The following is a 24,677-nucleotide window of genomic DNA, read 5'->3' as shown; positions in this document are numbered from 1 at the left end:
GTGACTGTTTCTTCACGCGTGTTTGTCATCGGGGTCGGCATGACTCCCTTCCGCAAACCTGGCCGCGACGACATTGACTACCCCGAGATGGTGCGTGAGGCGGGAAAGAAGGCGCTCGACGACGCCGGCGTTGCCTACAGCACCATCGAGCAGGCGGTCGTGGGTTACGTCTACGGCGATTCCACCTGTGGCCAGCGCGGTCTTTACGAGCTGGGGCTGACCGGCATCCCGATCAGCAATGTGAACAACAACTGCTCCACCGGCTCGACCGCGCTTTTCCTTGGGCGGCAACTGGTTCAGGGCGGTCTGGCCGACTGCGTGCTGGCTCTCGGCTTCGAGAAGATGCAGCCCGGCTCGCTGACCGCGCAGTTTGGCGACCGGGAACAGCCGTTGATGCGCCACCTGATGGCACTGTCCGAACTCTACGAACTCACCGCGGCACCGATGGCGGCGCAGATGTTCGCCGACGCCGGCCGCGAGCACATGACGAAATATGGGACCACGCCAGAACAGTTCGCGCGCATCGCCGAGAAGAACCACCGGCACTCCGCCAACAACCCCTACGCTCAATTCCAGACCGTTTACACGCTGGAGGAGATCCTGGGCGCGACGATGATTCACGAACCGCTCACGAAACTGCAGTGTTCGCCGACTTCCGATGGCTCGGCTGCCGCGGTGTTGGCTTCTGAGCGTTTCGTGGAGCAGCACAACCTATGGGATCGGGCCATCGAGATCGCGGCACAGGAGATGGTGACCGACACGCCATCGACATTCGAGGACCGCAGTGCCATCAGCATCGTGGGCGCCGAGATGTCCCGCCTGGCCGCGCAGCGTGTCTATGACCGCGCAGGCCTTGGCCCGCAAGACGTTCAGGTCATCGAGCTGCACGACTGCTTCTCTGTCAACGAACTGCTCACCTATGAAGCGCTGGGGCTGTGCGAGCCCGGTCAAGGTGGGTCGCTCATCGACGGCGGGGCGACAACCTATGGCGGCAAGTGGGTCGTGAACCCGTCCGGAGGGCTTATCTCCAAAGGACACCCGCTCGGCGCGACCGGTCTGGCCCAGTGCACCGAGCTGACCTGGCAACTGCGCGGCCAGGCCGAGGCACGGCAGGTCGAGGGTGCCCGAGTCGCCTTGCAGCACAACATTGGCCTAGGCGGCGCCGCCGTCGTCACGATGTACAAGAAGCCCTAATGGGACCGCTGAAGGGACTGCGGGTCGTTGAGCTGGCGGGGATCGGCCCGGGTCCCTTCTGCGCGATGTTCCTCGCCGACCTCGGCGCCGACGTCGTGCGGATCGACCGTCCCGCAGGCGGGATCGTAGCGACGGAGTACAAGAAGGATCTCCTGAATCGCGGCAAGCGGTCGGTCTCGCTGGATCTGAAGACGCAAGCGGCGGAAGCGTTGCGGCTCATCGAAAAAGCCGACGTGCTCATCGAGGGCTTCCGGCCCGGGGTGGCTGAGCGGCTCGGGGTCGGGCCGCAGGACTGCTTCGCGGTAAACCCGAAGCTCGTTTATGGGCGGATGACGGGCTGGGGCCAGAGCGGCCCCCGCGCGCACACGGCCGGGCACGATATCGCCTACATCGCGGTCAGTGGCGTCTTGCACACGATCGGGCCGGCTGACGGTCCGCCGTCGGTGCCGCTGAACCTGATCGGCGATTTCGGCGGCGGTGCCATGTATCTGGCCGCGGGAATCCTTGCCGCCCTTTGGGAGACGCGTACCAGCGGAAAAGGCCAAGTGGTCGACGCCGCCATTGTGGACGGTGCGGCGCACCTGCTCACCCTGCAGTGGTCCATGTTGCAGGGCGGCACGTGGGCGGACCGTCGCGGGGTCAATCTGCTTGACGGGGGCGCACCCTTCTACGGCGTCTACGAAACGTCAGACGGTAAGCACATGGCGGTCGGCCCGCTGGAGCCGCAGTTCTTCGCCGAGATGATGACACGTCTCGGGCTGGCCGGTGAGACCGATGACTACTTCTCCCGCGAGCGGTGGCCAGCGTTGCGCTCGCTGATCGCGGACGTGTTCCGGTCCAGGACGCAAGGCGAGTGGGCCGAGGTGTTCGCCGGCTCAGACGGCTGTGTGGCACCGGTGCTCTCGCTCTGGGACGCCGCCGCTGACGAGCACCTGCAGGCACGCGGGACCTATGTGGTGCACGAAGGGGCGACCCAGCCCGCACCCGCGCCCCGCTTTTCGCGCACGCCGCCAGAGCTGGGCCGCAGACCTCCGCACCCAGGTGAGGACGCTCTCGACGACGTCCTGTCCAGCTGGACCTAGTGCTATGGCCCCGCTCGCCGCGATCGAGCGAGGGCCATCACTACGTCAGAGTGGCTCAACCATAGACTGCCGTTGTGCCACGCCTCTCAGGTTTGATCATTGCGATTGCCGCCATCGTGCTCGCTGGCTGTGACCAGGCGCCACCGCCTCCTGGCCCGCTGCCTGACCTGCCGACGGCCCTGCCTTCACGGCCTAGCCCGTCGCCGTCGACCGCTAACGAGCTGACCCTCGCCTTCGCTGGGGATGTGCATTTCGTCGATCACACGTTGCCGCTGCTCAACGATCCGAAGACCACGTTCGGGCCGTTCGCCAAGCAGCTGTCCGCCGCTGACTGGTCGATGGTGAACCTGGAAACGGCCATCACCGAACGCGGCGAGAAGCAGCCCAAGAACTTCCACTTCCGGGCGCCTGCATCGGCGTACCAAGCGATTCAAGCCGCAGGCGTCGACCTGGTGAGCATCGCCAACAACCACACCCTCGACTATGGGCAGATCGGTCTCCTCGACACGCTTGACGGGGCCAAAGCCGCCAACATGCCGGTCGTTGGCGCAGGCCGCAACGTGACGGAGGCCTACGAGCCCTACATCACGACGGTTAAGGGCGTGAAGCTCGGAGTCGTTGCCCTGTCTCAGGTTTGGGAACTGGCCGGGCCATGGAAGGCGACGGCCGCCAAGCCCGGCATCGCGATGGCGCACGACCGCAAGCTTTCCGTCGCCGCGGTGAAGAAGGCCCGTTCGCTGGCCGATGTCGTCATCGTCTACCTGCACTGGGGCACCGAGGATGTGAACTGTCCCAACACGGATCAGAAGAGCATCGCCAAGGAACTGGCAGTCGCGGGGGCCGACATTATCGTCGGGACGCATTCCCATGTGCCGCAAGGCGACGGATTCAGTGGTAAGACCTATGTCCACTACGGGCTGGGCAACTTTCTGTGGGCCCGCTCAGGCAGCAAGGACACCGGGTTGTTGCTCGTGACGGTCCGCCGGGACGGCCGGGTCACGGGACGGGAGTTCGTCGTCGGGACGGTCAGTGAGACCGGTCAGCCCATTCCCGTCTTCGGCACGCAGAAGGACGCCATACAAAAGCGCCTCGACGAGTCGGCCAAGTGCACCGGGCTCGCCGAGGCGCCATCGTCTTAGCCCAGCTTGGCCGCGACCGACTCCAGCGTCCACGGCCCCGTGGTTTCGTAAGCGCCACCGGCCTTCCAGCCTTCCAGCTCCTGGATCAGGCCGCCCTGCACCGAGAACACTTTGCCGGTGATGGTGCAGTCCGCGGTGGACAGATAGGCCACCAACGGCGAGACGTGCGACGGGTGGTAGGCGTCAAAAGCGCCTTCCTCCGATGGCGCGGCAACGAGATCGCCCACCATCGGCACGTCCTCGGTCAGACGGGTCCGCGCGACCGGGGCGATGCCATTGACGCGTACGCCATAGCGGCCCAGTTCCTGAGCCGCCACCAGGCTCATCGCCGCGATGCCAGCCTTTGCCGCGCCGTAGTTGATCTGGCCCGGGTTCGGCAGGAACGTGCCGCTGGCCGACGCTGTGTTAACCACCGCACCGTTGACCGGTCCGCTCGCCTTAGCCGTGGCCTTCCAATAACGGGCCGCCTGCTGTAGTGGAGCGAAGTGGCCCTTGAGGTGAACCTTGATGACGGCGTCCCACTCGTCTTCGGTCATGTCAGCAAGGAACCGGTCCCGCAAAATGCCCGCGTTGTTGATGAGCACATCGAGCTTGCCGTAGTGGCTGATCGCCCGCTCCACCATCGCCGCCGCCACGCCGAAGTCGGAAACGTCGCCAGGAACAGCGACACCGCCGATCTCCTTGGCGATCTCTTCGGCCACGTCGGGGTCGAAGTCGTTGACGACGACGCTGGCTCCTTCTCGCGCGAACAGCAGAGCGTGCTCACGCCCGATGCCCCGGCCGCCGCCGGTGATGATGGCGACCCTGCCATCGAGTGCACCCATGTTCAAACCCTCTCGATGAGACCATTCTTAATCACGACCGCGCCCGAGTCGGACGAGGTTTCAAAGCTGTTCCCCCAAAAACGGGTGGTGATTTCCTGCCCCGGCAACACCGGCTGGCTGAAGCGGACAGCGATCCGCTTGAGCCGGCGCGGGTCACCGTCGCACAAGGTCGTGATGGCCGCCCACGACGTGAAAGCCATGGTGCACAAGCCATGCACGATGATCCCGGGCAGGCCGACGGCCCGGGCGACCTCATCGTCGAGATGGATCGTCATCGGATCGCCCGACGCCTCGGCATAACGGAACGTCTGATCCGCGTCGATGCGCGTGATGACTTCGTGGTCCCGCTGGGTTTCAGGCACGCTGAACGCGTGATCCGGTGCGGCTTGTCCCCACGACTCCTCGGCCTGCCACGACCGGATGAACGTCACGAGATACTGCTCGTTCACGGGTTCACCGTCCACAGTGGACGTTACCGAGTGCGTCGTGACCGTCGTGCCAGACGACTTGACCTGGACCCCGATCACCTTCGCTGCGGTGGTGACATTCATACCTGGTACCAGCGGCTGGTGTATATGAATGTCCTGCTCCCCATGCACCAGCAACGGCAGCATCTCGGGCGGCGCGACATTGGCCATCGCCATCACCAGCGCGTCCCACGCGGGGACGACGGCGAACACCGGCGGAGCCAGTTCCCCGTTGAGATGCTCGGCGATCGGGTCGTTCGTGGCCTTCGCATAGGCGATGGTCCGCGCCGCCTCAACCAGAAATGACATGGGTAACCACCTTCTCGCCCGCGCCAGCCTGACCACCAAGCAGCAGGCGGGTCAGCTGCGCCCGGCGGAAATAGAGATGAGCATCGTGTTCCCAGGTGGCTCCGATTCCACCATGGATCGCGATACACCGCTGGGTCACGACGCCGATCGCCTGGTCAGCGGCGAATCTGGCGGCGTTGGCGGCCAGTTCGAACTCCGCCGACCCAGCCGCGTAGCACGCGTAGTAGAGCAGTGATCGCGCGTTCTCGTTGAGCCGCAGCCCGTCGGTCAGCTGGTGTTTGATCGCCTGGAACGAGCCGATCGCACGCCCAAAAGCCTTGCGCTGCTTGGCATAGCCCACGGCCATGGCAAGTGCCGCTTCGGACGCGCCGAGCGTTTCCGCGGCGAGCAGGGTCTGCGCGACGTTCCACGCGTGGCGGGCGTCGCCGTCGACCGGCGTTCCACTATGGACGGTCACGTTGCCCAGCGGCCGCGAGGCGTCATAGTTACCAACCGCCTCCACTTCGGCTTGACCGACCAGCAGCAGGCCGCCGTCGGGTGTTTCGGCGACCAAGACTTCGGCTTCCGCGGCGTCGGGAACGTACTTCCCGTCCAGCGGGACATAGGCGGTGCGCTTGGAGGCATCGAGATTTGGTACGGCGAAACGGGCCGTCAGATGACCGAGCAGTCCCGTTGGCGCCAGCACCCGGCCGCACTCGATGAGCACGAGCGCGCCATAGAGCAGCTCGGGCAGATCGTTCCAGCCGCCCTTGACCGCTTCGGGCCACAGGTCGGCGCGCTGCCCGCCATCGAGCGCGTCCCGGGCCGCTGACAGCGTCGCGGTGCGCCCCAATGCCTGGCGCACGCTATTGATCAGGGCTATCTCGTCGGTGCCCAGCTCGAAGTTCACGACATCACCTCCGAGAACGGCATGCCTTTGTCGACTCGCGGCTCACCCGGCAGGCCCAAGACGCGCTCCCCGATCGTGTTCAGGAGAATCTCATCGGTGCCACCGCCACTGCGCAAACCCTGCATCTCGGCGAGCACTTGGCCCCACTGACCGTCCAATGCCGACGGTCCGTCCACTTCGGCGATGATCTGCGCGCCACGGATCGCCGCGTCGACAAGGGTGATCTTTCCTAGCCCCGCTTCAGGCCCGGGCAACTCGCCATGAGCCACCTTGCTGAGCGCACGATGGCCGCTATAGCGGACCGCCAGCAGATCCACCAGAACGGAAGCCAGCGGTTGCACATGCTGCGGTTTTATCTTGTCCCGCAACGGTTGCACGAACACCGAAGGCTGCCAGCCGATCTGGTCCAGCATCGTGAGCAGGTTGAACCGTTCATACATCAGGCAGGTCAGCGCGACAGCCCAGCCGTCGTTGACCTCACCAACGATCGCCGTCTCGGGCAGCTCAACGTTGTCGAAGAAGACCTCGTTGAAAGCGGCCATCCCGGTCAGCTGACGCAGCGGCCGCACCTGAACCCCGGGCGCCTTCATATCCACTATGAACATGGAAAGCCCTTGGTGCTTAGGCAACGACGGGTCGGTGCGGGCCAGCAGCAGGCCGAAGGCCGCGTGCTGAGCGTTGGTGGTCCAGACCTTCTGCCCGTTGAGGAGCCAGCCCTCGTCCGTCTTAACGGCACGGGTTCTGATCCCGGCGAGGTCGGAGCCGGCGGAAGGTTCCGAGAAGAACTGGCACCAGATCTCGTCACCGGTCAGCAAAGGCTTGAGATGACGCTCTTTTTGCCCGGCGGTGCCGTGCACGATGATGGTCGGCCCGAGGTTGCCCAGCCCGATGAGGTCGAGCGCGCCCGGCAAACCCAGCCGGTAAAGCTCGCTGTTGATGACCGCTTGCTCGATCATGCCGAGCCCTTGCCCGCCAAACTCCACCGGCCAGGTCACCCCGACCAGTCCGGCTTCGGCTAGCTGCCGTTGCCACGCACGAAACGGCTCGATGTCCTTGATGTGCAGGCCGGTCTTCTCCGTGGGCGCATCGCTTTGGTGCGCTTGCAGCCAAGAGCGGACGCGCTGGCGGAACGTGGCCAGCTGAGGGGAGTCCGTGAGGTCCACGCCAGAAACATACAGTCAGAATTGTATGTTTGTATAGCCGGCCGTTAGAGTAGGCGCTATGGCAGCCACGGCTACAACGAGGAGAACCCAAGCGCAGCGGGCGTCCGCGATGCGGCACCGCCTGCTTGAGGCGACCATCGAGTGCCTGGTGGATTACGGCTACGCGGGCACTTCGACGACAAAAGTCGTCGAGCGCGCGGGAGTCACGCGCGGTGCGCAGGTGCACCACTTCCCCACCAAAGCCGCCCTTGTCGCCGCGGCGCTTCGGCACCTTGCCGCCAAACGGGCCGAGGCGGCCTTCGCTGAACTAGACCGCATCCGCAGTTCGCCCGACCCCATCGACGCGGCACTCGACCTGATGTGGGAGATGCACCAAGGACCGGTTTTCCACGCGACCGTTGAGCTTTGGGTCGCGGCCCGCACCGACCCGGAACTCAACAGCCAGTTGGCTCTCGTCGAGCCCGCGACCACAGCGTCCGTTGTGGAGGTCGCGCGCTCGCTGTTCCCGGCCCACGCCGACCAGCAGGCCTACGCGCATTGCGTTTACACGGCGATGGATACCGTCCGCGGCATTTTGCTCACGTCGTTTGTGCACGCTGACCCAGTACCACGGCTAGAAGCAAGATGGCACCGCGCGAAGCAGCACCTGCGGATGGCTTTTGACGCCGCGCTTAAGGCACCGTTAGCAAAGCCATGATCAGGCGGGTCAACTCCGCGGTCACGGTTTCCCTTGACGCGTCAGTGCGTTTCGTCGACCAGTGGTAAACGAGTTCGTTGACCGCGCCCATGATGGCGACCGTGCTCAAGTGAAAGTCGCGGGTAACCGCCTCGCCCCGGCTCGCGGCACGCGCCGCTTCGGCCTCCATGAGCGCTGACCACTTCGCCCGCCACGAAAGACGGTGCTCCTCAACGGTTTGCGACACTCCCACGAGCTCGACATAGGCCACCCGCGCCACACGCGGATCACCCGCTGTCAGCCGGACGTATTCCGTGACCGCCTTGGAAATCCGCACCGCGAGCGGGGCATTCTCCAAGCTGGACAACAGTTCCGCGATCCCGGCGACCGCCCGTTCTGTGATCTGGCCGTGCACGGCGAGCAGAAGGTCTTCGCGCCCCGAGAACTCTTGGTAGAAGTTGCGTGTGGACACTCCGGCTGTCGCGCACAGCTTCTCGATCGAGGTCGCCGCATAGCCTTCTGTGCCGAAGAGTTCGAGCGCCGCTTCGATCAGTTTTTCTCTGCGTTCCGTGCGCCGCTCCTCCGCACTGCGGCCCGCATACGAACGCATGGGTCTCCTTAAATCTGAAAAGCCGTCTTGTCAGTTTGCGTCGCTGGTATTACCGTCTAGTAACCAATTCAGGAAAGACTGGTTACCACATTACAGGTAGGTGCATTGTGTCCGTCCTGCGCAAGACTGCACTGCTCATCCTGGCCATGGTCCTGGTGGCTCCCGCGGCTCCGGCCTCGGCCGCGACGGTTCTTCCGCCGCAGCTAGACCCGTTCTACGCCGCACCGTCCCCGATGCCGGCCGGCTCCCCCGGCAGCATCATCCGCTCCCGTCCTGTCCTGGCCCAGGCACTTCCGCTCCTCCCGGTGCCAGTGCGGGCCACGCAAGTCATCTACAAGTCCACTTTGGTCAATGGCCAAGACGTCGCCGTGTCCGGCATCGTGCTGGAGCCCTTGACCGCCTGGTCCGGCGGCGCCCGTCCGATCGTGTCCTACACGACCGGCACAGCGGGCATCGCCCCGTTCTGCGCCACGTCTTACCAACTGGCCAACGGCGTCGAATACGAGACGGCCATCTTCAGCCTCGCGCTCCTCAAAGGCTGGGCCGTGGCCATCACCGACTTCGTCGGCCGGGGTGTCGGCCCAGGCCCGCAGCATTACATCGTCGGCCCGGAAGCCGGCCGGGCGGCCATCGACATGGCCCGCGCCGCGCAACGCCTTGGGGGCACCTCCATGTCCACGTCCTCCAAGGTCGGTTTTTGGGGGTACTCCGAAGGAGGTCACGCCGCCGCCTGGGCTTCCGAGCTAGCAGGCACCTACGGTTCCGGCCTCGCCGTCGTGGGCGCAGCGGCTGGCGGTGTCCCTGGTGACATCAACGGTGTGGCCCGAAACCTCGACGGCAGCCCGTTTTCCGGCATCATGATTCTCGCCGCGATCGGTGCTGACACCAGTTATGACGTCCCGTTCGAGGAGATCCTCAACGACACCGGCCGGGCCGCGGTCGCGTTGGCGAAGAACTCCTGTGTCGAGCTGACGTCAGGGTTCTTGCCGTTTCGCCGGATGAGAGATTTCGTGAACGGACCGGACCCGCTGACCCTTCCGTCGTGGCAGGCAGCCCTAAGCTCAATGTCCACCGGGCACTATAAGCCGGCTAATCCCATCCTTATGTACCACGGGACGTGGGACGAACTGATCCCGTTCAGCAACGCCCGTGCGCTGAAAGACAAGTACTGCTCGATGGGCGCACACGTCACGTGGAAGCCCATGTATTTCGTCGCCCACATCGGCGGCGTCCCCATCGGCGCACCGTCTGCCGTTTCGTGGCTCGACGATCGCTTCCGTGGCCGTTCCGTCAGCAACTCCTGCTAGTTGTTTCCGCTTCGGGGCCGGCGTCGTCACTTCGCGCCGGCTCCGAGCCGTTGTGCTACAAACGATTCTCAGGTGTGAGTCCCGACGGTGGCACCGCTGCGCGTCAAGTTGGCTGCGTCGCGATAGGCGCGGCCCGGCATACCCATCGGCACGGATACATGCCGCTTTCCTTGTGCCGCAACGCGGTCCCACGATTTCTGCCGCCCGCCCGGCTGGCTTTCCTTGCGCCAGCTCAGCAAGGCGCTTCGCGACATCACGAGCGTCGACCGGCTGAAACCGGAGTCCCTTCACGACAGGCACGATCGGCATCTTGGCAAGCTTCGACACGACGGTGTAAACGAGATCGTGGAACTGCGCCGCCCGCACGATCGTCCCCGGCACGCCATTGTCGTGAACCACTTGCTGTTCATCTTGAAGTAGCCGACCGGCACCTGCCCGGCACCCGCAACACTGACGTAGACCGCGTGCCCCACCCCGGCGACTTTGGCGGCCCGCACGAGATTCGCCGTGGCGATCTCGTGCGATCGTGTCCACGCCCGCGACCGCCACGTCGATGCCATCATCTTTGAGCAGATGCGCGCTGCACTACATCGTGCACGCCCAGCCTGACGCGGTTTGTTGCGCGCTCGGCTTGGCACCGCTCTGCACCCAAAGAGGAGTCAGCGCTCGCGGCCGGCTCAAGCCATGAACCGCAGGTGATACCCCTTCATCTCAGTGCATTTGCTTTCCACCCACGGGGGCACGACCCATTGCATATTCGAGCCCCTATAGGTGGAAAGCAAATGCACCGCACGCACACACCATGACCTGCAAAGGCCCGAGCCTAAGACCCAAAATCGGCGCAGTCTCTATGGGTGCAGAGCGAAAGCAAACCAGCCTGTGGACAACGCCATCGGTTGTCCACATAAGACGCATGAAGGCTTGCGGCCCAAACGGCACGGCGGCAGATTCAGGGCATGCCCAAACGCACCAGTGATGAACTGCCGTTCCCCGCGCCAGGGTTGCTCAGGGCAGCGCGACGCAAAGCCGACTTTAGCCAAGCCGAGTTGGGAAAGGCAGCAGGTGTTCATCCGTCGATGATTGGCCGGATCGAGACCGGTGAAAGGCTGCCAAGTTTGGCGGTCTTTCTGAAGCTCCTCGCGGCAACGGAGCACTACCTTGTCGTCACTGACGAGAAGGGACGCATGCTCATGCCGATGCTTGACCGGGAGGATCTCACAGACGGTGCCGGGCGCCGCTATCCTTCCCACTTGGACACCATCGTTGACCCCGTGAGCGATGACTGGTGGGGAGGCGTCTACGGGCTGGCCTATCCGCCTGAGACCTTCTGGCGCAACCGAAAGCGGCGCGATGAACGGCGAAAGGTTAGCCAGTGGGAGGTAAGGGCGGCGCAACACCGTGGTGTTCCGCCGCCCCCGGGAGCCTATCGCTAGAGCCGCAAGGTCCAGCTGTCGATGAAGCCGACGTTATTGGCCCGGCGGTCGCGCACGCGCAGATGCCAGGTGCCGTTGCGGGTTTCGGAGGAAACGTTCACGACATAGGTGGAGTGGATGTCGTCGCCGCTGTCCGCATCGCGGCTCTTGAGGCGATAGGCCGTTCCGTCCGGGGCGACGAGGTCGATCTGAAGGTCGCCGCGGAACGGGTGAATGATGTGGACCTCGGCGCTAGAAGTCGCCGAAGCGTTGCCGCTGCAGCCACTTACCACAACCGACGAGTTAACGGCCGCGGCTGGATAGTCCGGGATGGACACGTTGCCGCCGTTGGAGAAGACACAAGGTAACGGGCCACCGGCGTTGGAGACGTAGAGCAGCAGGTTCGGTGAACCTGTGCCAGGGTTCGTCACCACGCCTGGAGTGGCGTCAGCGACTAACTGGTCGCGCACTTGGGCGGGGGTCCACGTGGGATGGGCGGCAAGGATCAGCGCTGCCGCACCGCCCGCGTGAGCGGTGGCAAACGAGGTGCCCGAGATGGTGATCGTCGCGGTGTCCGACGTCCAGGCCGTGGTCGTGACTCCAACGCCGGGGGCGAACAGGTCCAGGCATGTCCCGAAGTTCGATGCCGTGTGCCGGGCGTCCAGGTTCGTCGTCCCCGCAACGGTTATCGCCTCCGTGACACTGGCGGGCGAGAAGTTGCAGGCGTTACTGCTCGACGATCCGGCGATGACCGTATACGTGACGCCAGAAAGGATCGAGTTGCGCACCGCGTTGTTGATGGTCGCGTCCAGGGAGGCACCGACAACCATCACGGCCACGGCTGGCTTGACGGCATTGGCGCTCACCCAGTCGACGCCCGCGATGACCTGAGCGAAAGACGCGCTGCCCTGGCAGTTGACGACCCGCATGGCCACCAGCGTCACGCCTTTGGCCACGCCGTGCGCGGCGCCACCAACGATCCCGGCCACGTTGGTGCCGTGACCGTTACAGTCGGACGCGTCGTTGTCGTTGTCGATCGTGTCCCGGCCGTGCACCACGCGGCCGCCAAAGTCCGTGTGCGTCGTGCGAATGCCACTACTCAGGATGTAAGCGCGGACCCCGGCTCCCGTGTTCGGGTAGCTGTAGGAAGCGTCCAGCGGCAGGTTGCGCTGGTCTATGCGGTCGAGCCCCCACGATGGCGGAGATGGCTGCGTATCAAGGATTCCCGGGTCGAGCGACACGGTCCCGTTCTGCTGTACATAATCAACTGCTGGATGAGCGGCCAGTTTTCGGGCAGCCTTGGCTTCCAGCCTGACTTCAAAGCCGTGCAGCGCATGCTTAAAGACCCTTTCCGGCTGGTACGCCGAAAGCATGTCCCCCAAAGACGAAGCGTCCTTGAGCACCACCAAATACGATCCGTCCACAGGATTCGACGCTGGCCTGATCGTGCCCTCAGGCGCAACGGGCGCCATTGGCGACCCGAACGCGAGAACGGCGGCTAGCAGGAGTTTCATGGGTTCACCGTCCAGGAGTTGATGTATCCGGTGTCGGCGCGGGCGTGGTCACGCACTCGCAGGCGCCACACGCCGTTGCGGCCCTCACCCGACAGGTCCACGATGTAGGTCTGGTTGATGTTGTCGGCGCTGCCGCCGGTGCGGTTGTGCAGGAGGAACGTTGACCCGTCAGGGGAAACCAGTTCGACCGTCAGGTCGCCCTTCCACGTGTGCACGATGTTGACCGTGACAGGTGCCGCCGCCGAGCCAGTGCCCGCGCACGGAACGTTGATGTCGCTGTAGACGGCCGCTCCGGGATAGTCGGGGATCGGCACATCGGTCCCGTTGGTGTAAAGGCAAGGCGTGGTGCCGCCGTTGTCCACGTATAGCAACAGGTTTGCCGTGCCCGGCGGCACGCCTGTCAGCACTCCCGGTGTCGCGTCGGCGGTGATTTCGTTGTGCACCTGGATGGCCGACCACGTGGGATGCGCGAACAGAATCAGCGCCGCCGCTCCCGCGACATGTGCTGAAGCCGGTGTCGTGCCGGAGATCGTGGCCACAGCGGTGTCAGTGGTGTACCAGGTCGAGGTGATCCCGACCCCCGGCGCGTAAAGGTCAACACACGGGCCAAAGCCGGACGATCCGCTGACCGTGTCGGTATTGGACGATGCCGCGACGGTCAGGGCGTCTGTGACGCGGCCAGGCGAGAAGTTACACGCGTCGGAGCCACTGCCGCCGGCGACCACGGAATAGGAGATGCCGGAGGCGATAGAAGCCTTGACGGCATTGTCGACCACCGTATTGGCCGCGCTGCCCACCGCCAGCACCGCGACCGCCGGGCGCACCGCGTTGTTGGTCACCCAGTCGATTCCCGCGACGACCTGCGCTATGGTTCCGGCGCCCGTGCAGTTGACGATCCGCATAGCGACGAGTGTCGCGCCTTTGGCGACACCATAGTTAGCGCCACCAACGATTCCGGCTAGGTGCGTTCCGCTGCCCTGACAGTCGGTGGCGATGAAGTCGTTGTCAACAGAGTCGTAGCCGTGGATCGCCCGGCCACCGAAATCGGTGTGTGTGACGCGGATGCCCGTGCTCAGGATGTAGGCGCGAACGCCGGCACCGTTGTTCGGGAACGTATAGGAAGCGTCCAGTGGCAGGTTGCGCTGATCGATGCGGTCTAGTCCCCACGACGGTGGATTCGGTTGCGTGCCAAGGATGCCGGCATCTAGCTGAATGACCGCGTTCTGCTCCACATAGCCCGAGGCCGCCACCCGGCGGGCCTGCGAGGCGTTCATGTGCACTTCAAAACCGTTGAAGCTCTTAAACTCGCGCACTATCCTGCCGCCGTGACGCTCCACTTGGGACCGTTCGGCGACGACGATGTAGGAGTCAGGGATCACCTGACCTGACGGGGCGGCAGCTACATTTCCGTAGGCGGCTGACGGCGTACCAGCTAAAGAAGCAAGGACCACCGCGGCCGTTAGCAAAGTCTTCAAAGAAAGTCTCCCCACGCAGACGGGGTTCCGGCGCCCGTGAGCGCCGGAACCCTTGCAGCAGAACTAGGACTGAGCGATCTTTACGTTGTCGACGCCGCACTCGACGAGGCTGGCCGTTGACGCGTCAGCACATTCGACGAGGATGCGCACCGACTGCCCGGCGTAGGCCGACAGCGCGTTGCTGCCCGTGGCCCAGGCGCCGGCCCGGTTCGACGCCGCACCAGCTTGCGTGAACAGGACCGTAGTCCCTCCACTGTGGACGACACTGACCCGGAAGAAGTCAGCACTGCTGGAATTGTTGAGATGCGCTAGGTACCAGGAATAGCTCAAAGTGAGCGTCCCAGTGCCCGGCAACGTGACCGCGGGCGAACGTGCACTCGTCACGCCACCGTCAACGTCGAAGTCACCAGCGCCAGTGCCAGCCGCGGCCCCGGTCACGAGGTCGAAGGTGCCGCTGACCGTGGTGCCGAGTTGCAGCGCGATGCCGCTTGAGGTCGCGGCTGGATCGCCGCGCTGCCAAGCGCCCGTGGTCGCCGTGTCGGTGCCGTTCGGGTTGGTGGTCCAGCCCGTCGCGGTCTCAAAGGTGTCTTCCCAGACCGTTTGGCCGGGTGGCGTGCCACCGTTGTTCACGAACAGCAGCAGGTTCGGCGAGCCCGTGCCCGGCGAAGTGATGACGCCGGGGGTGGCGTCGGCGACCATGCGGTCGCGAACCTGTTGCGGTGTAAACGAAGGGTTGGCCGCCTTGATGAGAGCGGCGGCACCCGCGGCGTGAGGCGAGGCCATGGAGGTGCCGCTGATCGTGTTGGTGGCTGAGTCGCTCGTGTTCCACGCCGCGGTGATACTGCTGCCGGGGGCGAACAGGTCGAGGCAGGTTCCCCAGTTCGAGAACGAGGACCGCGCGTCGGTGTTCGTCGACGACCCGAGCGTGATGGCTGCTGGAGTGGAAGCGGGCGAGTAGTTGCACGCGTTGGCGTTGGAGTTGCCGGCCGCGATGGCGTAGGTGACACCGTCGTTGATGGACGCGGTCACCGCGTCGTTCTGCGACTGGCTGAAACCGCCGCCGAGGCTCATGTTGGCCACGGCCGCGCCGGTGGTGTGGTGACTGGTCACCCAGTTGATGCCGTTGTTGACGCCGGCGGTCGAGCCGCTGCCGGAGCAGTTGAGCACCTTGACGGCGATCAGGCTGACGCCTTTGGCGACACCATAAGTCGTGCCTCCGGTAGTGCTGGCAACATGCGTGCCGTGGCCATGGCAGTCGGTGTTGTTGCCATCGCCAGTGGTGTTGGTGCCCCAGGTCGCACGGCCACCGAAGTCGCTGTGCGTGACCCTGATGCCGGTGTCGATGATGTACGCGGTGACGCCGGAACCGGTGTTGGGGTATGTGTAGGAGTTGTTGAGCGGCAGGTTCCGCTGGTCGATGCGGTCAAGGCCCCACGACGGGGTCGGTGACTGCGTGCCCACGAGCGTGACAACCTGGTCCTGCTCAACGTATTTGACGGCTGGGTCGGCGGCCAGCCTGCGCGCTGCCGCCGGCGACATGTTGGCGTGGAAGCCTTTGAGAGCGTCCTGCCACGTGGTGACGACCGTGCCGCCGTAGCGCGAGGCGAGGCTGGCCGAGGTCGCCGCGATGCCCACGTTGTCCTTGAGCACCACGATGTAAGAGCCGCTGATGGCACGGGGGCTGTCCGCGGCGAGAATGAAACCTTGCGCTGGCGGTGCCGCGCCTGCCTGTGCGCCTATGGCCGCCGTGGCGGTAACCACTGCGGCACCCAGCGCGAATAGCCGGAACTTCACGTAGAGTTCCTCCCCTTGCTGGTTGGCCGATTGACCGATGCTAAAGGGAGAAGCACATCGATTTATAGATATTCACTTATCTAGATCAGGGGCGTAAGCTGGACCGATTATTAATTCAGCGTGTACGCGAAGAGCGGCCCCCAAACGGCGAAGCGCTCCCAGCGCGGCGGCGTTTTCCGGGCTCGTGTCCGCGACGATCGACGAAAAGCCTAGCGCCGCAGCTATCGTCAGCAATTCCTTCAGCGCCTCAGTCGCGAGCCCTTTGCCCCGCCACGACCGCCCGAGCCAGATCCCCGTTTCGGCCACACCGTCACGGTTCGTGCGGGCAAGCCGGATAAACCCGGCGATGACCCCATCGACCGTTATCGCATAGATAAGTGTCGCTCTCGGACCGTCCAGTCCTGCCAGCATCGGCCGGAAGAACTCCAGAAACTTCTCGCGCCGCTCGGTCGTCCACCCCGGGTTACCCGGCATCGGTGGCATCGTCTCATCCGGATCGGCATCGCTCACCGCGACTTCCAGCAGTGCCTTAAGCGACTCTTCATCCAACTGCCGCAACATCACGTGATCCATCATCTCGTCTCCCACAGAAAGGGCCGCCCCTGGGAACCATAAGGTCCCGGGGCGGCCCGTGACAGCGAGTTATGCCTTACGGAATGCCAGCGGTGCATCCGCCGTTGGTGCGAGGTTGACCGGCACAGGAATCAGCCGCTGTATCCCTCGGTGAGCCATAAGGGACTCCGCGGGCGGTGTCCAGATGTAGAACGAACCCACGACATCGATCACCACGTCGGTTTGCCCGGCGTTGTTGTAGACGTTGAACTTGCGTGCGGCGTCTATACCCGTGATCACTGCGTTGGGCACGATCTGGCCCTGCGCGGGATTGAGGTTTGACACCGTCGGCTTAGGAATCCCGTTCTCCCAGACGATCATGTGTGTCGTCTGGCTCGGGTGAACGCCGGTGACATTCAGTGCGAGCGCCTGTCCCGTCGCTCCGGCCAGATTCTGTGGCGTCGTCACCGTCGCCGTTTGACCTTGGCCAACCTTGCCAGCCACGCCGAGCCCGATCCGGGTGTCGACAATCCGGCTTGGAGTGTTGGGCTGAAAACGCAGACCGCCTTCGAGCGTCGAATCGTCATAGAACCCAACGACATCAACGAGGACGTGCGTGGTCCCGTTGGTGTAGATACCGATTTGCGGAAGGTCTTCCCAGCCCTCACCACAGTCGGCGCCACAGGGCGAGACCGGCACGATCGCCAAGTTAGGCACGATGCTCTTGGGGGTGTAGTTCAGAATCGACGTGTCAGGAATGCTTCCATGACCCGTATCGACGCCGTTCCACGCCCGCAGGTGCCCGGCTCCGTCTGGATCAACCGCGGTCACGTTGACCACGACCGCCTTGATGTGCTGGCGGATCTCCTTCGCGTAACCAAAGCGAACCAAGGCGTACGAGAACGCGTCCAGCTTGCCCCACGGCCAGTCCGCGGGATCCCGGGTGTCCAGCAGCCGCACCGGCTCGTGGGTGTGCAACTGCCCACCCGCTCCATACCCGGCCCAGTTAAGGACACTGTTGTCCTTGGCGTACCAGCCCATGATGTCCACAAGGATGTGGGTCTGCCCGGCTGAGTTGAACATTTCGATCTCACCGTTGGCGCCAACGGCCACGGTCACCGAATTGGCAATGGTCTGACCAGCGCTAAAGTTCAGCGACGATGCCGTTGGCCGAGTCACGCCCGCAGGGTAGACCGTCAGGTGACCGGGAGACGTCGTCTCCGTAGCGGTCACATTCAGCACGACAGCCGAGGCTTGCTCGGGGATGTCGTTTCTCCCCACGACCTTCAGCCGCGTTGTCGCGCCTGGCCCAAGCTTGCTGCCATTGTTGGTGCCGTTGCTCCAGATAGACCTCGTATCGAGGAACCTCATCGGCCTGACCGGATAATACGTTCCCGTTGCCCCATGCACGCCTCGAACCGTCAGCTGCACATATTGATGGCCACCGGACGTGTTGTCAGGCAGGAGCAGCAGCCCCTCCTGGGTCGCCACGGCCGTGGGCCTGCCGCGCACCTTCAGCTCACAGGACTGTCCGTATTGGAGCGTCTTGCCCGAGCAGGCGTCGGCAGTTATCTCAAAGGCTGCTGGCACGGCTCCACCGAGGTAGGCACTGCCCAGCACAAGTGGCGTCGGCCCATGCCCAGTGACCGTCACCGTCTTCTCGGCGGCAGTAGCGTTGACATCGATCCAGCCGAAGTCAATCCAGCCAGTGCTGGTCGTCACCCCGACATAGGGCACAGTGGAATTCCAGCGAAGTTCCTTGCCAATCGAGACGTCGCCGCAGTTCTCCTTAATCGACCCGGCAAACGCCGTAATTGCTTGCGTCTCAGCTGTTCGGGCCACCTCTAGGACCGTTACGGTGCCAGAATAGTTTGCGTCGACGCACGACAGTGAAGTCCAATTCCCCCAGAGCCGCACTGCGCCGGTTTGGTACCCGTGGCTCAGCTGGTAGGTCTGGCCCTGCTGGAACCGCCCAGAGTAAGTCCCATCAAGCCCAATTGTCCGGTAAATGTTGTGGTCTGAGGTGAAGGCTGTAACGGTTACCGCGTCCGAGCTGTCGGGGTATGATCCGCTCTCGCCTTCCATAGTCATGCCGTTGGAGCCGTCTAGCACAAAGCTTCCCGGGCCCCTGAAGTAAGGGTCGATAGGACCCATGGTGCCGGCGATGGCGGTGTATGGGGCGGTTGGGGCTGCCGCGGTAGCGGGGCTGACGGCGAAGCCAACCGTGGCGGCCAGGGTTACGGCGCATACGAGCGCGCGAAGGGTGCGCAAATTTACCCCCGTGTGGAGCGCGAACATGAACGTGAGCAGGTATTCAACCACACGAAATTCGGTCGCCGGGACGATGGGCGCGCGACAGGATAGAGGGATGCCAACTCTTCCGCCGGGTTACTCCGTTCGCCGGCCCACGCTGGACGACGGGCCTAACGTTTTCGCGGTGGTCGCCGCACAGAACATTGACGCCATCGGCGCGGCCGACTACACCGAGCAAGATGCCAGTGATGAGCTGGATGAGCCCACGTTTGACCGCGATCGTGACGGCTGGCTGGTGCTGACCGAGGCGGGTGAGCCGGCTGGCTGGGCCTGGGCGGTCATCAAGACCGGCAGCGACAACACGGAGATGCAGGTCTATGCACTTCCGGGGCACGATGAGCTTTACGGCTGGCTCTGGGAAACGGCCGAAGAACGTGCTCGTGAGAAGGCGCGGGAGGCGGGCTACTCCACCACTCGGCTAGACATCAACATGTACCCGCAAGAAAAGCGCACGCGCCGGACCGCGGAGGCCAAGGGCTACCAGGCGGCCGCCCGCTTCGTGCGGATGCGGATCGATCACCCCCAGCTGGTACCACCTCCGTCGTTGCCTGAAGGAACAACGCTGCGCCACGGGACGTCGGAGGAAAAAGTGCGGCGGGACGCGTTGGACGTACGGAACAAAGCCTTCCACGACCACTACGGCTTCGTGCCCAAGGATTACGACGAGTGGGTGCAGGAGCGCGAAGGCAGCGCCGCGCATGACTGGAGTCTTGTTCACGTGCTCTATGACGGCGAGGAACCAGCAGCGGTTCTGGTGCGCACCAACCACTTCGTGCCGGATGAGAACCTCGGCTATGTGCTCACGTTGGGAACCGTGCCTGGGAATCAGGGCCGTGGGCTCGCCGGGTTCTTGCTGCGTTACGCGTTCGCCGAAGATGCCGCGATCGGCCGTGCCGGAACGGTTTTGCACGTCGACTCAAACCCGCAACGTCCCGCGCTCGGGCTCTACACGCGGGCAGGCATGCGCGAGGTGCTCGTGATCGACAGCTGGCGCAAGCTATTGGACGTCTGAGACAACCATCGAAAACTGTCCGGCCCACGTTTGGCCGGCTTCGATGACACGCACTTCTTCGAAGGCCCACGCGGCACAGAGGCCGGGATAGATCCCGGTGCGCACGAACCAGCGGTCCGCTCCAGTGACGGTGACCTCGAACTGGGCGGACCGCCACACCACAGTGGGCTCAGAACACCCGTTGACTTCGGCTTCACCGCTTAGCGAGCCTGCGGTGACGTGAGCCGGGCCGGGGGCCAGGCGCAGGAAGCATCCGCCATAGCCCGCGCCATCGGGACGGCCATTGGTCGCCGGGCTACCCAGCACGACCCGCTCCCCTGGCGCCGTCAGTTCCCAGCCCAGGCTCAGTTGCCAGGACCGGCTGTCCACAAGCGACGTCGTGATCGTGCGCCGTTCGTCAAGCAGGACCTTGCCGTCACTGTCGCGCCAGGAAAGCCGCTGCACGCCCGGAGATTCGAACCCCTCATGCGTGATCGTCCCGTGATCGTCCAGCCAGGTGTAGCCCTGGCCACGCACATACGTCCGGCCGCCCCACAGGTTAGTGCCGTTAACGTCTTGCATGGCCAGGGATAGCCCCAGATGCCACCGGTGGTCTTCGGGTTCGGCATCGGTGATGATGACTCCGCCGAATGTCCTAACCGGATGGAGGTATGGCCGCGGGGATAGGGTGTGATCGAGCGTTGGCGTTAACACATATTCCGCTACGGGCACCCCGCCCACGGTCAGCTCCATTGGCTACTTCCTGATCGATCCGGTGAGCTTGCCGTCGGTCTTCTCGGCGAAGCAGGACACGGTGCGGTCGCCCCGGGCCCAGGTTTCCTTGCTCGGGTAGAGGAAGTAGATGTCGATCGACTCATCCTCGACGAACTTAGCGGCGACAGCGGTCTCGAAGCGGTCGCTGCAGCCCTCTTCGGCGTCGGTCTCTACTTTGGTGTCACCGGGATAGGTGCTGCCGGTGAGGCTGAACTCGGCGTAGACCTCGGCGTCGTGCGGCTGCGAGCAGGGCACCGCGGCCACGGAGGTAACACTGCCTTCCTCAAGGTCGTTCACGCAGTCGCCGAGCTTGATCGCCTTGGCGTCCACGTTTCCACTGTCAGTGATGGTGCCCTTGTCATCGCGGTCGGCAGACGCGTTGATGCCGCCAATGGCACCCGCCGCGATCAGGCCACCACAGACCAGGAGCCACACCCCGGAAAGGACAAGGCCGGCGATGGCCATGCCCTTGCCCTTTTCGTTGCGCTTCTTGATTTGCGAGAGCGCGACGAAACCGAAGATGGCCGAAAGCAGAACGCCACCGATGATGCCCAGGATGAGCGACGCGATGGCGAAGCCATTGGTTTTGCCCGAGGGCGCGGGTGCGCCGTATTGCTGGTAGGGCGCGGCCGGGTAGGGGCTGCCCTGAGCCGGTGGCTGGTAGTAGCCAGGCTGTGCCGACGTCGGCGCCTCATAGGGCGAGCCACTTACCGGCGGCTGCCCATACTGCGGCTGCTGAGCCTCATACGGTGACTGCCCGTATTGCGGCTGCTGGCCGTAGGCCGGCTGTTGCGGTTGACCGTAAGCCGGCTGCTGCGGTTGTTGCCCATATCCAGGCTGCTGCCCATATTGGGGCTGCTGGCCGTACTGCGGTTGCTGGCCATACTCCGGCTGCGCCGGAGGATACGGGGTGTTCTGTGGATCCTGAGGGGGATATGTCACAGCAGGTGAACCTACCAGGTTGGTGTGCTCCGGGCAGGTCGGATACCTGCCCGGAGCGGCATTTGTTACAGCTTTCCGACGCCCGCTGACGCGGATACGACAGAGGGCACGGAGGCTGCCGGGGTCAGGGTGTAGGAGTAGTAGCTTCCCGGCTCGGCGACGTTTCCGCCGGCCTCGCAGACACCCGAGTTGCTGAAAATGTTGTTGCGCTGCACCAGTCTTCCGGGACCACTGTCGGCATAGCCGCTGACCGAATAGCACGGGTGCGCGACGTTTTCGAAGTAGTTCCCTTCGACGACGACGCCGGCGTTTTGCACCGAGACGACTCCGTAGAGTCCGATATTGCGGTAGTAGTTATTGTAGACGTGAACTGGCTCACCAAACCTGACCCGTGGCAGCCGCTGGTTCGCGCCATCGAAGTAGTTGTGGTGGTAGCTGACCTTTAGATAGCCGATGTCAGCGGTGAAATCGTCCGAGTGACCGAGCAGCATCGACTTGTCGGTCCCGCTGAACTTGTTCCACGACACCGTTACGTTGGTGGACTGCCGCTTGACGTCCACTGACCCGTCGTAGCCGGGTAGGAACTCATTGTGGTCAATCCAGACGTGATGTGCTCCGTTGGTGACACTGATGGAGTCGTCATCGGCGTTGCTGAACTTAATGTTGCGGATGATGACGTTGTTGCCTGGCCTGGTCGTCGAGCCCGTCTGCAGTCCACCGCCGGTGATGTGCGCGGTGGAGCCGGCGCCGATGATGCTCTTGTCGGCGACAACCGTGAGCATGCCGTCAATCGCGATCGTCCCCTGCACCATGATGATCAGCGGACCTGCTTGTCCCACATAGGCTTCCAGCTGCGCGGCCGTGGTGGCCACGACTATTGGCCCGCCCGCGCCACCCGTTGTCCCGCTGGCGAAGCCGTCGGCCTGCCCAGCCGGAGGCTGCGGCGATGGTGACGTGGAAGGGGAAGCGGAAGCCGAAGCTGTCGGTGAAGAGGTCGGCCCGGGACCGGCCGTGTCGGTGGCCAAAACGTCATCAAACGAAGCCGCCGCGTATTTGGCGATGAAGCCGATGCGCCCGGCCGCGAAGTTGCTGTCCGTCGCGGTGACCACTTGGGTGCCGTTGACAAAGCCCCGCAGCGTGCTGCCAAAAACCTCTAGCCGCAGGGTGTACCAAGTCCCTGTCGCCACGCCGAAAGACGCCGACGACAGCACGTTGGATCCCCGTCGCAGCTCCACCGAACTCGGCGTGAGCGCGAGTGCGTAGGAGTCCGCTGAACTGCGTGCCCGTGCCGTGATGCCAGCCGCCCGGGACGCGTTGCTGCCAAAGAAGTTCACGCGCACCCGTGCCTGCATGCTGGTGTTCGTCCAGGCAAGGTTGCCTGCCTGTGACTTAGCGTCAGCGCTGGTGCCGGTCTGGGAGTAGGTCCCTGAGGCGACTGACCAGCTGCCACCGGAGGTCGACCAGCCACTAGCGTTGCCGTCATTGAAGTCATCGCTGAACAGAGTCGCGGCATCCGCCCGGCTGACGAGCAGGCCCAGCATCACCACGACCGCCGCGAGAGCGGCAGCTCCGATCCGCTTCATATCTTCCCCGTTCCCGCGCCGCTCGTGACCGAGGCTTTGACCGAGTTCGGGTCGTCGAGCGTGTAGGAGTAGTAGCCCGACGGTTCCTGCACTGAACCGGAACAGTCAGGGGCACCGGATTCACCCACGAACACGTTGTTGCGGGCGACGCACCGGCCGGCCGGCCCGGCGTACGAGTTGGAAACGGGCTCTTCGACGTTTTCGAAGTAGTTGCCTTCGACCATGCAACCCGCGTTGGCTTGGCAGGCCACGCCAACATCGGTGTTGTAGAAGTAGTAGTTGTTGTAGATGTGCACGGGCTCGCCGAAGCGAACGCGTGGATTGCGTTGCGGTGTCGCGTTTAGCCAGTTGTGGTGATAGGTCACCTTGAGCCGGCCGATGTCCTGGGCACCATTGCTGTCATCGTGACCGAGCAGCATGTTCTTGCTGTGGTTGTGCAGGTGGTTCCACGAGACGGTGATGTAGGACGATCCACGCTTGATGTCGATGAGACCGTCATAGCCCTGCGCGAGATCGTTGTGGTCGAGCCAGATGTGATGCGAGAACATCTGCACGTTGATGGAGTCATCGTTGGCGTTGCGGAAGTTCAGGTTCCGGATGATGACGTTGTGCACCGCGTTCGCGGGCGGCTCCAAAATCGCGTCACTGAGCGGCAAGCCGATGTTGAGGCCGCCTCCCGTGATGCCAGAGCTGGCGCCGATGCCCACGATGGTCTTGTCCGACGAAACGTCATACATTCCCGCGGGCACCGTGATCATGCCGCGGACACAGACGTTCAGCGGCCCATTTTGGGCGATCGCCGAGATGAGTTCGGCCGCGGTGTCGACTTCCACCGTTGGCCCGCCAGCTCCACCGGTCGTCCCGTTCTGCCCCCAAGCGTTAACGGAAGCGAATCCTGTTGGCGCACCAGAGGTGTTGCACGTCCCCGGCGGCGGCGAGGAGGGAGGAGGTGAGGACGGCGGCTGTGATGTCGGCGGTTGCGAGGTCGGTGGCGTTCCGGGAGCGTCACTCACGACGACGTCATCAAACGCCGCAGAGGCATAAGACGTGATGAGGCCAGCCCGGCCGCTGGCGAGGGTGGAGTCAGTGGCCGAGACGAGTGACACGCCGTTGACCGAGCCGGATAGCGCACTGCCCGAAGCGTTGAGCTGCAGGGTGTACCACGTGCCCGGCACCACAGAAACAGCCGCGCTAGCGAGCGTCGCCGTGCCGCCTCCAGACGTACGGCGCAGTTGCACCGAGCCGCTGCCGGTGAGCACGAGTGAGTAGAAGTTGGTCATGTTCTGTGCCCGGGCCTGTACGCCCACCGACCGGCTGGAGTTGCCGAAGGCGAGGGGCTTTACCCTGGCGCTGACCGACTGTGCGGTCCATGAGGTTGACCCGGCTTGAGCCTTGGCGTCGGCTCCGGTGCCCGACTGCTGATAGGCACCACCGGTGACGGTCCAGCTGCCACCGGATTTGGACCATCCGTTGGCGTTGCCGTCGTTGAAATCGTCGGAGAACAGGGTGGCCGCGCTAGCCGAAGTCACCATGACCGCGACGAGAACTGTGGCGGCGGCGGCACTTACGGCGGCCGCTAGCTTGGGACGGAATTTCATCTGTCGTTCCTCCAGATTCCCGCAGCCGGTGAGATTCGGTGCCGGGTGCACCGAGGCGCGGCTCACCGG

22 protein-coding genes are annotated in these 24,677 nt (G+C 64.2%); 8 read left to right on the top strand and 14 right to left on the bottom strand.

The genetic code is table 11. From position 1 onward, the window contains the following. The 3 genes from A3E1_RS0111025 to A3E1_RS0111015 all read left to right on the top strand — a co-directional run bounded on the left by A3E1_RS0111025 (window position 1) and on the right by A3E1_RS0111015 (window position 3,415). Window positions 1–1,194 (top strand): lipid-transfer protein, encoded by a 1,194-nt coding sequence (locus tag A3E1_RS0111025; protein WP_245571131.1) that lies wholly within the window; start codon window positions 1–3, stop codon window positions 1,192–1,194. Next, window positions 1,194–2,276, top strand: a complete 1,083-nt coding sequence (locus A3E1_RS0111020) for a CaiB/BaiF CoA transferase family protein (RefSeq protein ID WP_020520823.1) — start codon at window positions 1,194–1,196, stop codon at window positions 2,274–2,276. The genes A3E1_RS0111025 and A3E1_RS0111020 overlap by 1 nt, the downstream gene beginning before the upstream one ends. 74 nt (window positions 2,277–2,350) lie before the next feature. Further along, on the top strand, window positions 2,351–3,415 hold the full coding sequence (locus A3E1_RS0111015) for a CapA family protein (protein ID WP_020520822.1): 1,065 nt from the start codon (window positions 2,351–2,353) through the stop codon (window positions 3,413–3,415). Here A3E1_RS0111015 and A3E1_RS0111010 read toward each other — a convergent pair. From A3E1_RS0111010 to A3E1_RS0110995, 4 genes are read right to left on the bottom strand one after another with little or no spacing between them, the layout of a single operon-like run. Continuing rightward, on the bottom strand, window positions 3,412–4,239 hold the full coding sequence (locus A3E1_RS0111010; protein ID WP_020520821.1) for an SDR family NAD(P)-dependent oxidoreductase: 828 nt from the start codon (window positions 4,237–4,239) through the stop codon (window positions 3,412–3,414). The genes A3E1_RS0111015 and A3E1_RS0111010 overlap by 4 nt on opposite strands. 2 nt (window positions 4,240–4,241) lie before the next feature. Further along, window positions 4,242–5,015 carry a MaoC/PaaZ C-terminal domain-containing protein gene (locus tag A3E1_RS0111005; RefSeq protein ID WP_020520820.1) on the bottom strand — a complete coding sequence of 258 codons (774 nt, stop codon included), beginning with the start codon at window positions 5,013–5,015 and terminating at the stop codon, window positions 4,242–4,244. Next, a complete protein-coding gene (locus tag A3E1_RS0111000; RefSeq protein ID WP_020520819.1) occupies window positions 4,999–5,904 on the bottom strand; it encodes an acyl-CoA dehydrogenase family protein in 906 nt (301 codons plus the stop codon). Before A3E1_RS0111000 ends, A3E1_RS0111005 begins: the two co-directional genes overlap by 17 nt. Beyond that, complete coding sequence (locus A3E1_RS0110995; RefSeq protein WP_020520818.1) at window positions 5,901–7,067, bottom strand: acyl-CoA dehydrogenase family protein; 1,167 nt, start codon at window positions 7,065–7,067, stop codon at window positions 5,901–5,903. The genes A3E1_RS0111000 and A3E1_RS0110995 overlap by 4 nt, the downstream gene beginning before the upstream one ends. A 58-nt stretch (window positions 7,068–7,125) precedes the next feature. Between A3E1_RS0110995 and A3E1_RS0110990 the strand changes: the two genes are divergently transcribed. Then, a complete protein-coding gene (locus A3E1_RS0110990) occupies window positions 7,126–7,764 on the top strand; it encodes a TetR/AcrR family transcriptional regulator (RefSeq protein WP_211215906.1) in 639 nt (212 codons plus the stop codon). On the opposite strand, the gene A3E1_RS0110985 is transcribed toward A3E1_RS0110990, so the two are convergent. Further along, window positions 7,739–8,353 carry a TetR/AcrR family transcriptional regulator gene (locus tag A3E1_RS0110985; protein WP_020520816.1) on the bottom strand — a complete coding sequence of 205 codons (615 nt, stop codon included), beginning with the start codon at window positions 8,351–8,353 and terminating at the stop codon, window positions 7,739–7,741. The two genes, A3E1_RS0110990 and A3E1_RS0110985, sit on opposite strands and share 26 nt — an antisense overlap. A gap of 107 nt (window positions 8,354–8,460) precedes the next feature. On the opposite strand from A3E1_RS0110985, the gene A3E1_RS0110980 reads away from it, so the two are divergent. The 3 genes from A3E1_RS0110980 to A3E1_RS0110970 all read left to right on the top strand — a co-directional run bounded on the left by A3E1_RS0110980 (window position 8,461) and on the right by A3E1_RS0110970 (window position 11,093). Beyond that, window positions 8,461–9,660, top strand: coding sequence for a lipase family protein (locus tag A3E1_RS0110980; RefSeq protein ID WP_020520815.1), 1,200 nt, complete (start codon window positions 8,461–8,463; stop codon window positions 9,658–9,660). 222 nt (window positions 9,661–9,882) lie between these two features. Beyond that, a complete protein-coding gene (locus A3E1_RS0110975) occupies window positions 9,883–10,080 on the top strand; it encodes a hypothetical protein (RefSeq protein WP_020520814.1) in 198 nt (65 codons plus the stop codon). Window positions 10,081–10,616: 536 nt separating this feature from the next. Then, complete coding sequence (locus tag A3E1_RS0110970) at window positions 10,617–11,093, top strand: helix-turn-helix transcriptional regulator (RefSeq protein ID WP_020520813.1); 477 nt, start codon at window positions 10,617–10,619, stop codon at window positions 11,091–11,093. On the opposite strand, the gene A3E1_RS0110965 is transcribed toward A3E1_RS0110970, so the two are convergent. The 5 genes from A3E1_RS0110965 to A3E1_RS39820 all read right to left on the bottom strand — a co-directional run bounded on the left by A3E1_RS0110965 (window position 11,090) and on the right by A3E1_RS39820 (window position 18,729). Continuing rightward, window positions 11,090–12,586 carry a S8 family peptidase gene (locus A3E1_RS0110965; RefSeq protein WP_020520812.1) on the bottom strand — a complete coding sequence of 499 codons (1,497 nt, stop codon included), beginning with the start codon at window positions 12,584–12,586 and terminating at the stop codon, window positions 11,090–11,092. The genes A3E1_RS0110970 and A3E1_RS0110965 overlap by 4 nt on opposite strands. Next, entirely contained in the window at window positions 12,583–14,061 is a 1,479-nt protein-coding gene (locus A3E1_RS0110960) for a S8 family serine peptidase (RefSeq protein WP_157631447.1), read from the bottom strand. The genes A3E1_RS0110965 and A3E1_RS0110960 overlap by 4 nt, the downstream gene beginning before the upstream one ends. Window positions 14,062–14,124: 63 nt before the next feature. Beyond that, on the bottom strand, window positions 14,125–15,855 hold the full coding sequence (locus tag A3E1_RS39825) for a S8 family peptidase (protein WP_020520810.1): 1,731 nt from the start codon (window positions 15,853–15,855) through the stop codon (window positions 14,125–14,127). Window positions 15,856–15,927: 72 nt separating this feature from the next. After that, on the bottom strand, window positions 15,928–16,431 hold the full coding sequence (locus tag A3E1_RS0110950; RefSeq protein ID WP_020520809.1) for a GNAT family N-acetyltransferase: 504 nt from the start codon (window positions 16,429–16,431) through the stop codon (window positions 15,928–15,930). A 66-nt stretch (window positions 16,432–16,497) separates the two neighbouring features. After that, the gene (locus A3E1_RS39820) at window positions 16,498–18,729 is read right to left on the bottom strand and encodes a choice-of-anchor D domain-containing protein (RefSeq protein ID WP_020520808.1); all 2,232 of its coding nucleotides are present in this window, start codon (window positions 18,727–18,729) and stop codon (window positions 16,498–16,500) included. A 46-nt stretch (window positions 18,730–18,775) separates the two neighbouring features. Here A3E1_RS39820 and A3E1_RS0110940 point away from each other — a divergent pair, with 46 nt between their 5' ends. Beyond that, on the top strand, window positions 18,776–19,732 hold the full coding sequence (locus tag A3E1_RS0110940) for a GNAT family N-acetyltransferase (RefSeq protein ID WP_020520807.1): 957 nt from the start codon (window positions 18,776–18,778) through the stop codon (window positions 19,730–19,732). Here A3E1_RS0110940 and A3E1_RS39815 read toward each other — a convergent pair. The 4 genes from A3E1_RS39815 to A3E1_RS0110920 form a co-directional block, all read right to left on the bottom strand. Beyond that, complete coding sequence (locus tag A3E1_RS39815) at window positions 19,718–20,464, bottom strand: DUF6807 domain-containing protein (RefSeq protein WP_020520806.1); 747 nt, start codon at window positions 20,462–20,464, stop codon at window positions 19,718–19,720. The genes A3E1_RS0110940 and A3E1_RS39815 overlap by 15 nt on opposite strands. 3 nt (window positions 20,465–20,467) lie before the next feature. Next, window positions 20,468–21,427 carry a DUF4190 domain-containing protein gene (locus tag A3E1_RS46000; RefSeq protein ID WP_020520805.1) on the bottom strand — a complete coding sequence of 320 codons (960 nt, stop codon included), beginning with the start codon at window positions 21,425–21,427 and terminating at the stop codon, window positions 20,468–20,470. A 65-nt stretch (window positions 21,428–21,492) separates the two neighbouring features. Continuing rightward, window positions 21,493–23,010 (bottom strand): pectate lyase family protein, encoded by a 1,518-nt coding sequence (locus A3E1_RS45620; protein ID WP_020520804.1) that lies wholly within the window; start codon window positions 23,008–23,010, stop codon window positions 21,493–21,495. Next, complete coding sequence (locus tag A3E1_RS0110920) at window positions 23,007–24,608, bottom strand: pectate lyase family protein (RefSeq protein WP_020520803.1); 1,602 nt, start codon at window positions 24,606–24,608, stop codon at window positions 23,007–23,009. The genes A3E1_RS45620 and A3E1_RS0110920 overlap by 4 nt, the downstream gene beginning before the upstream one ends. Window positions 24,609–24,677: the final 69 nt, after the last annotated feature.

This window comes from Catelliglobosispora koreensis DSM 44566 (assembly GCF_000379685.1).
GTDB classification, from domain to species: domain Bacteria; phylum Actinomycetota; class Actinomycetes; order Mycobacteriales; family Micromonosporaceae; genus Catelliglobosispora; species Catelliglobosispora koreensis.
This window is presented reverse-complemented; position numbering and strand designations above follow the sequence as displayed.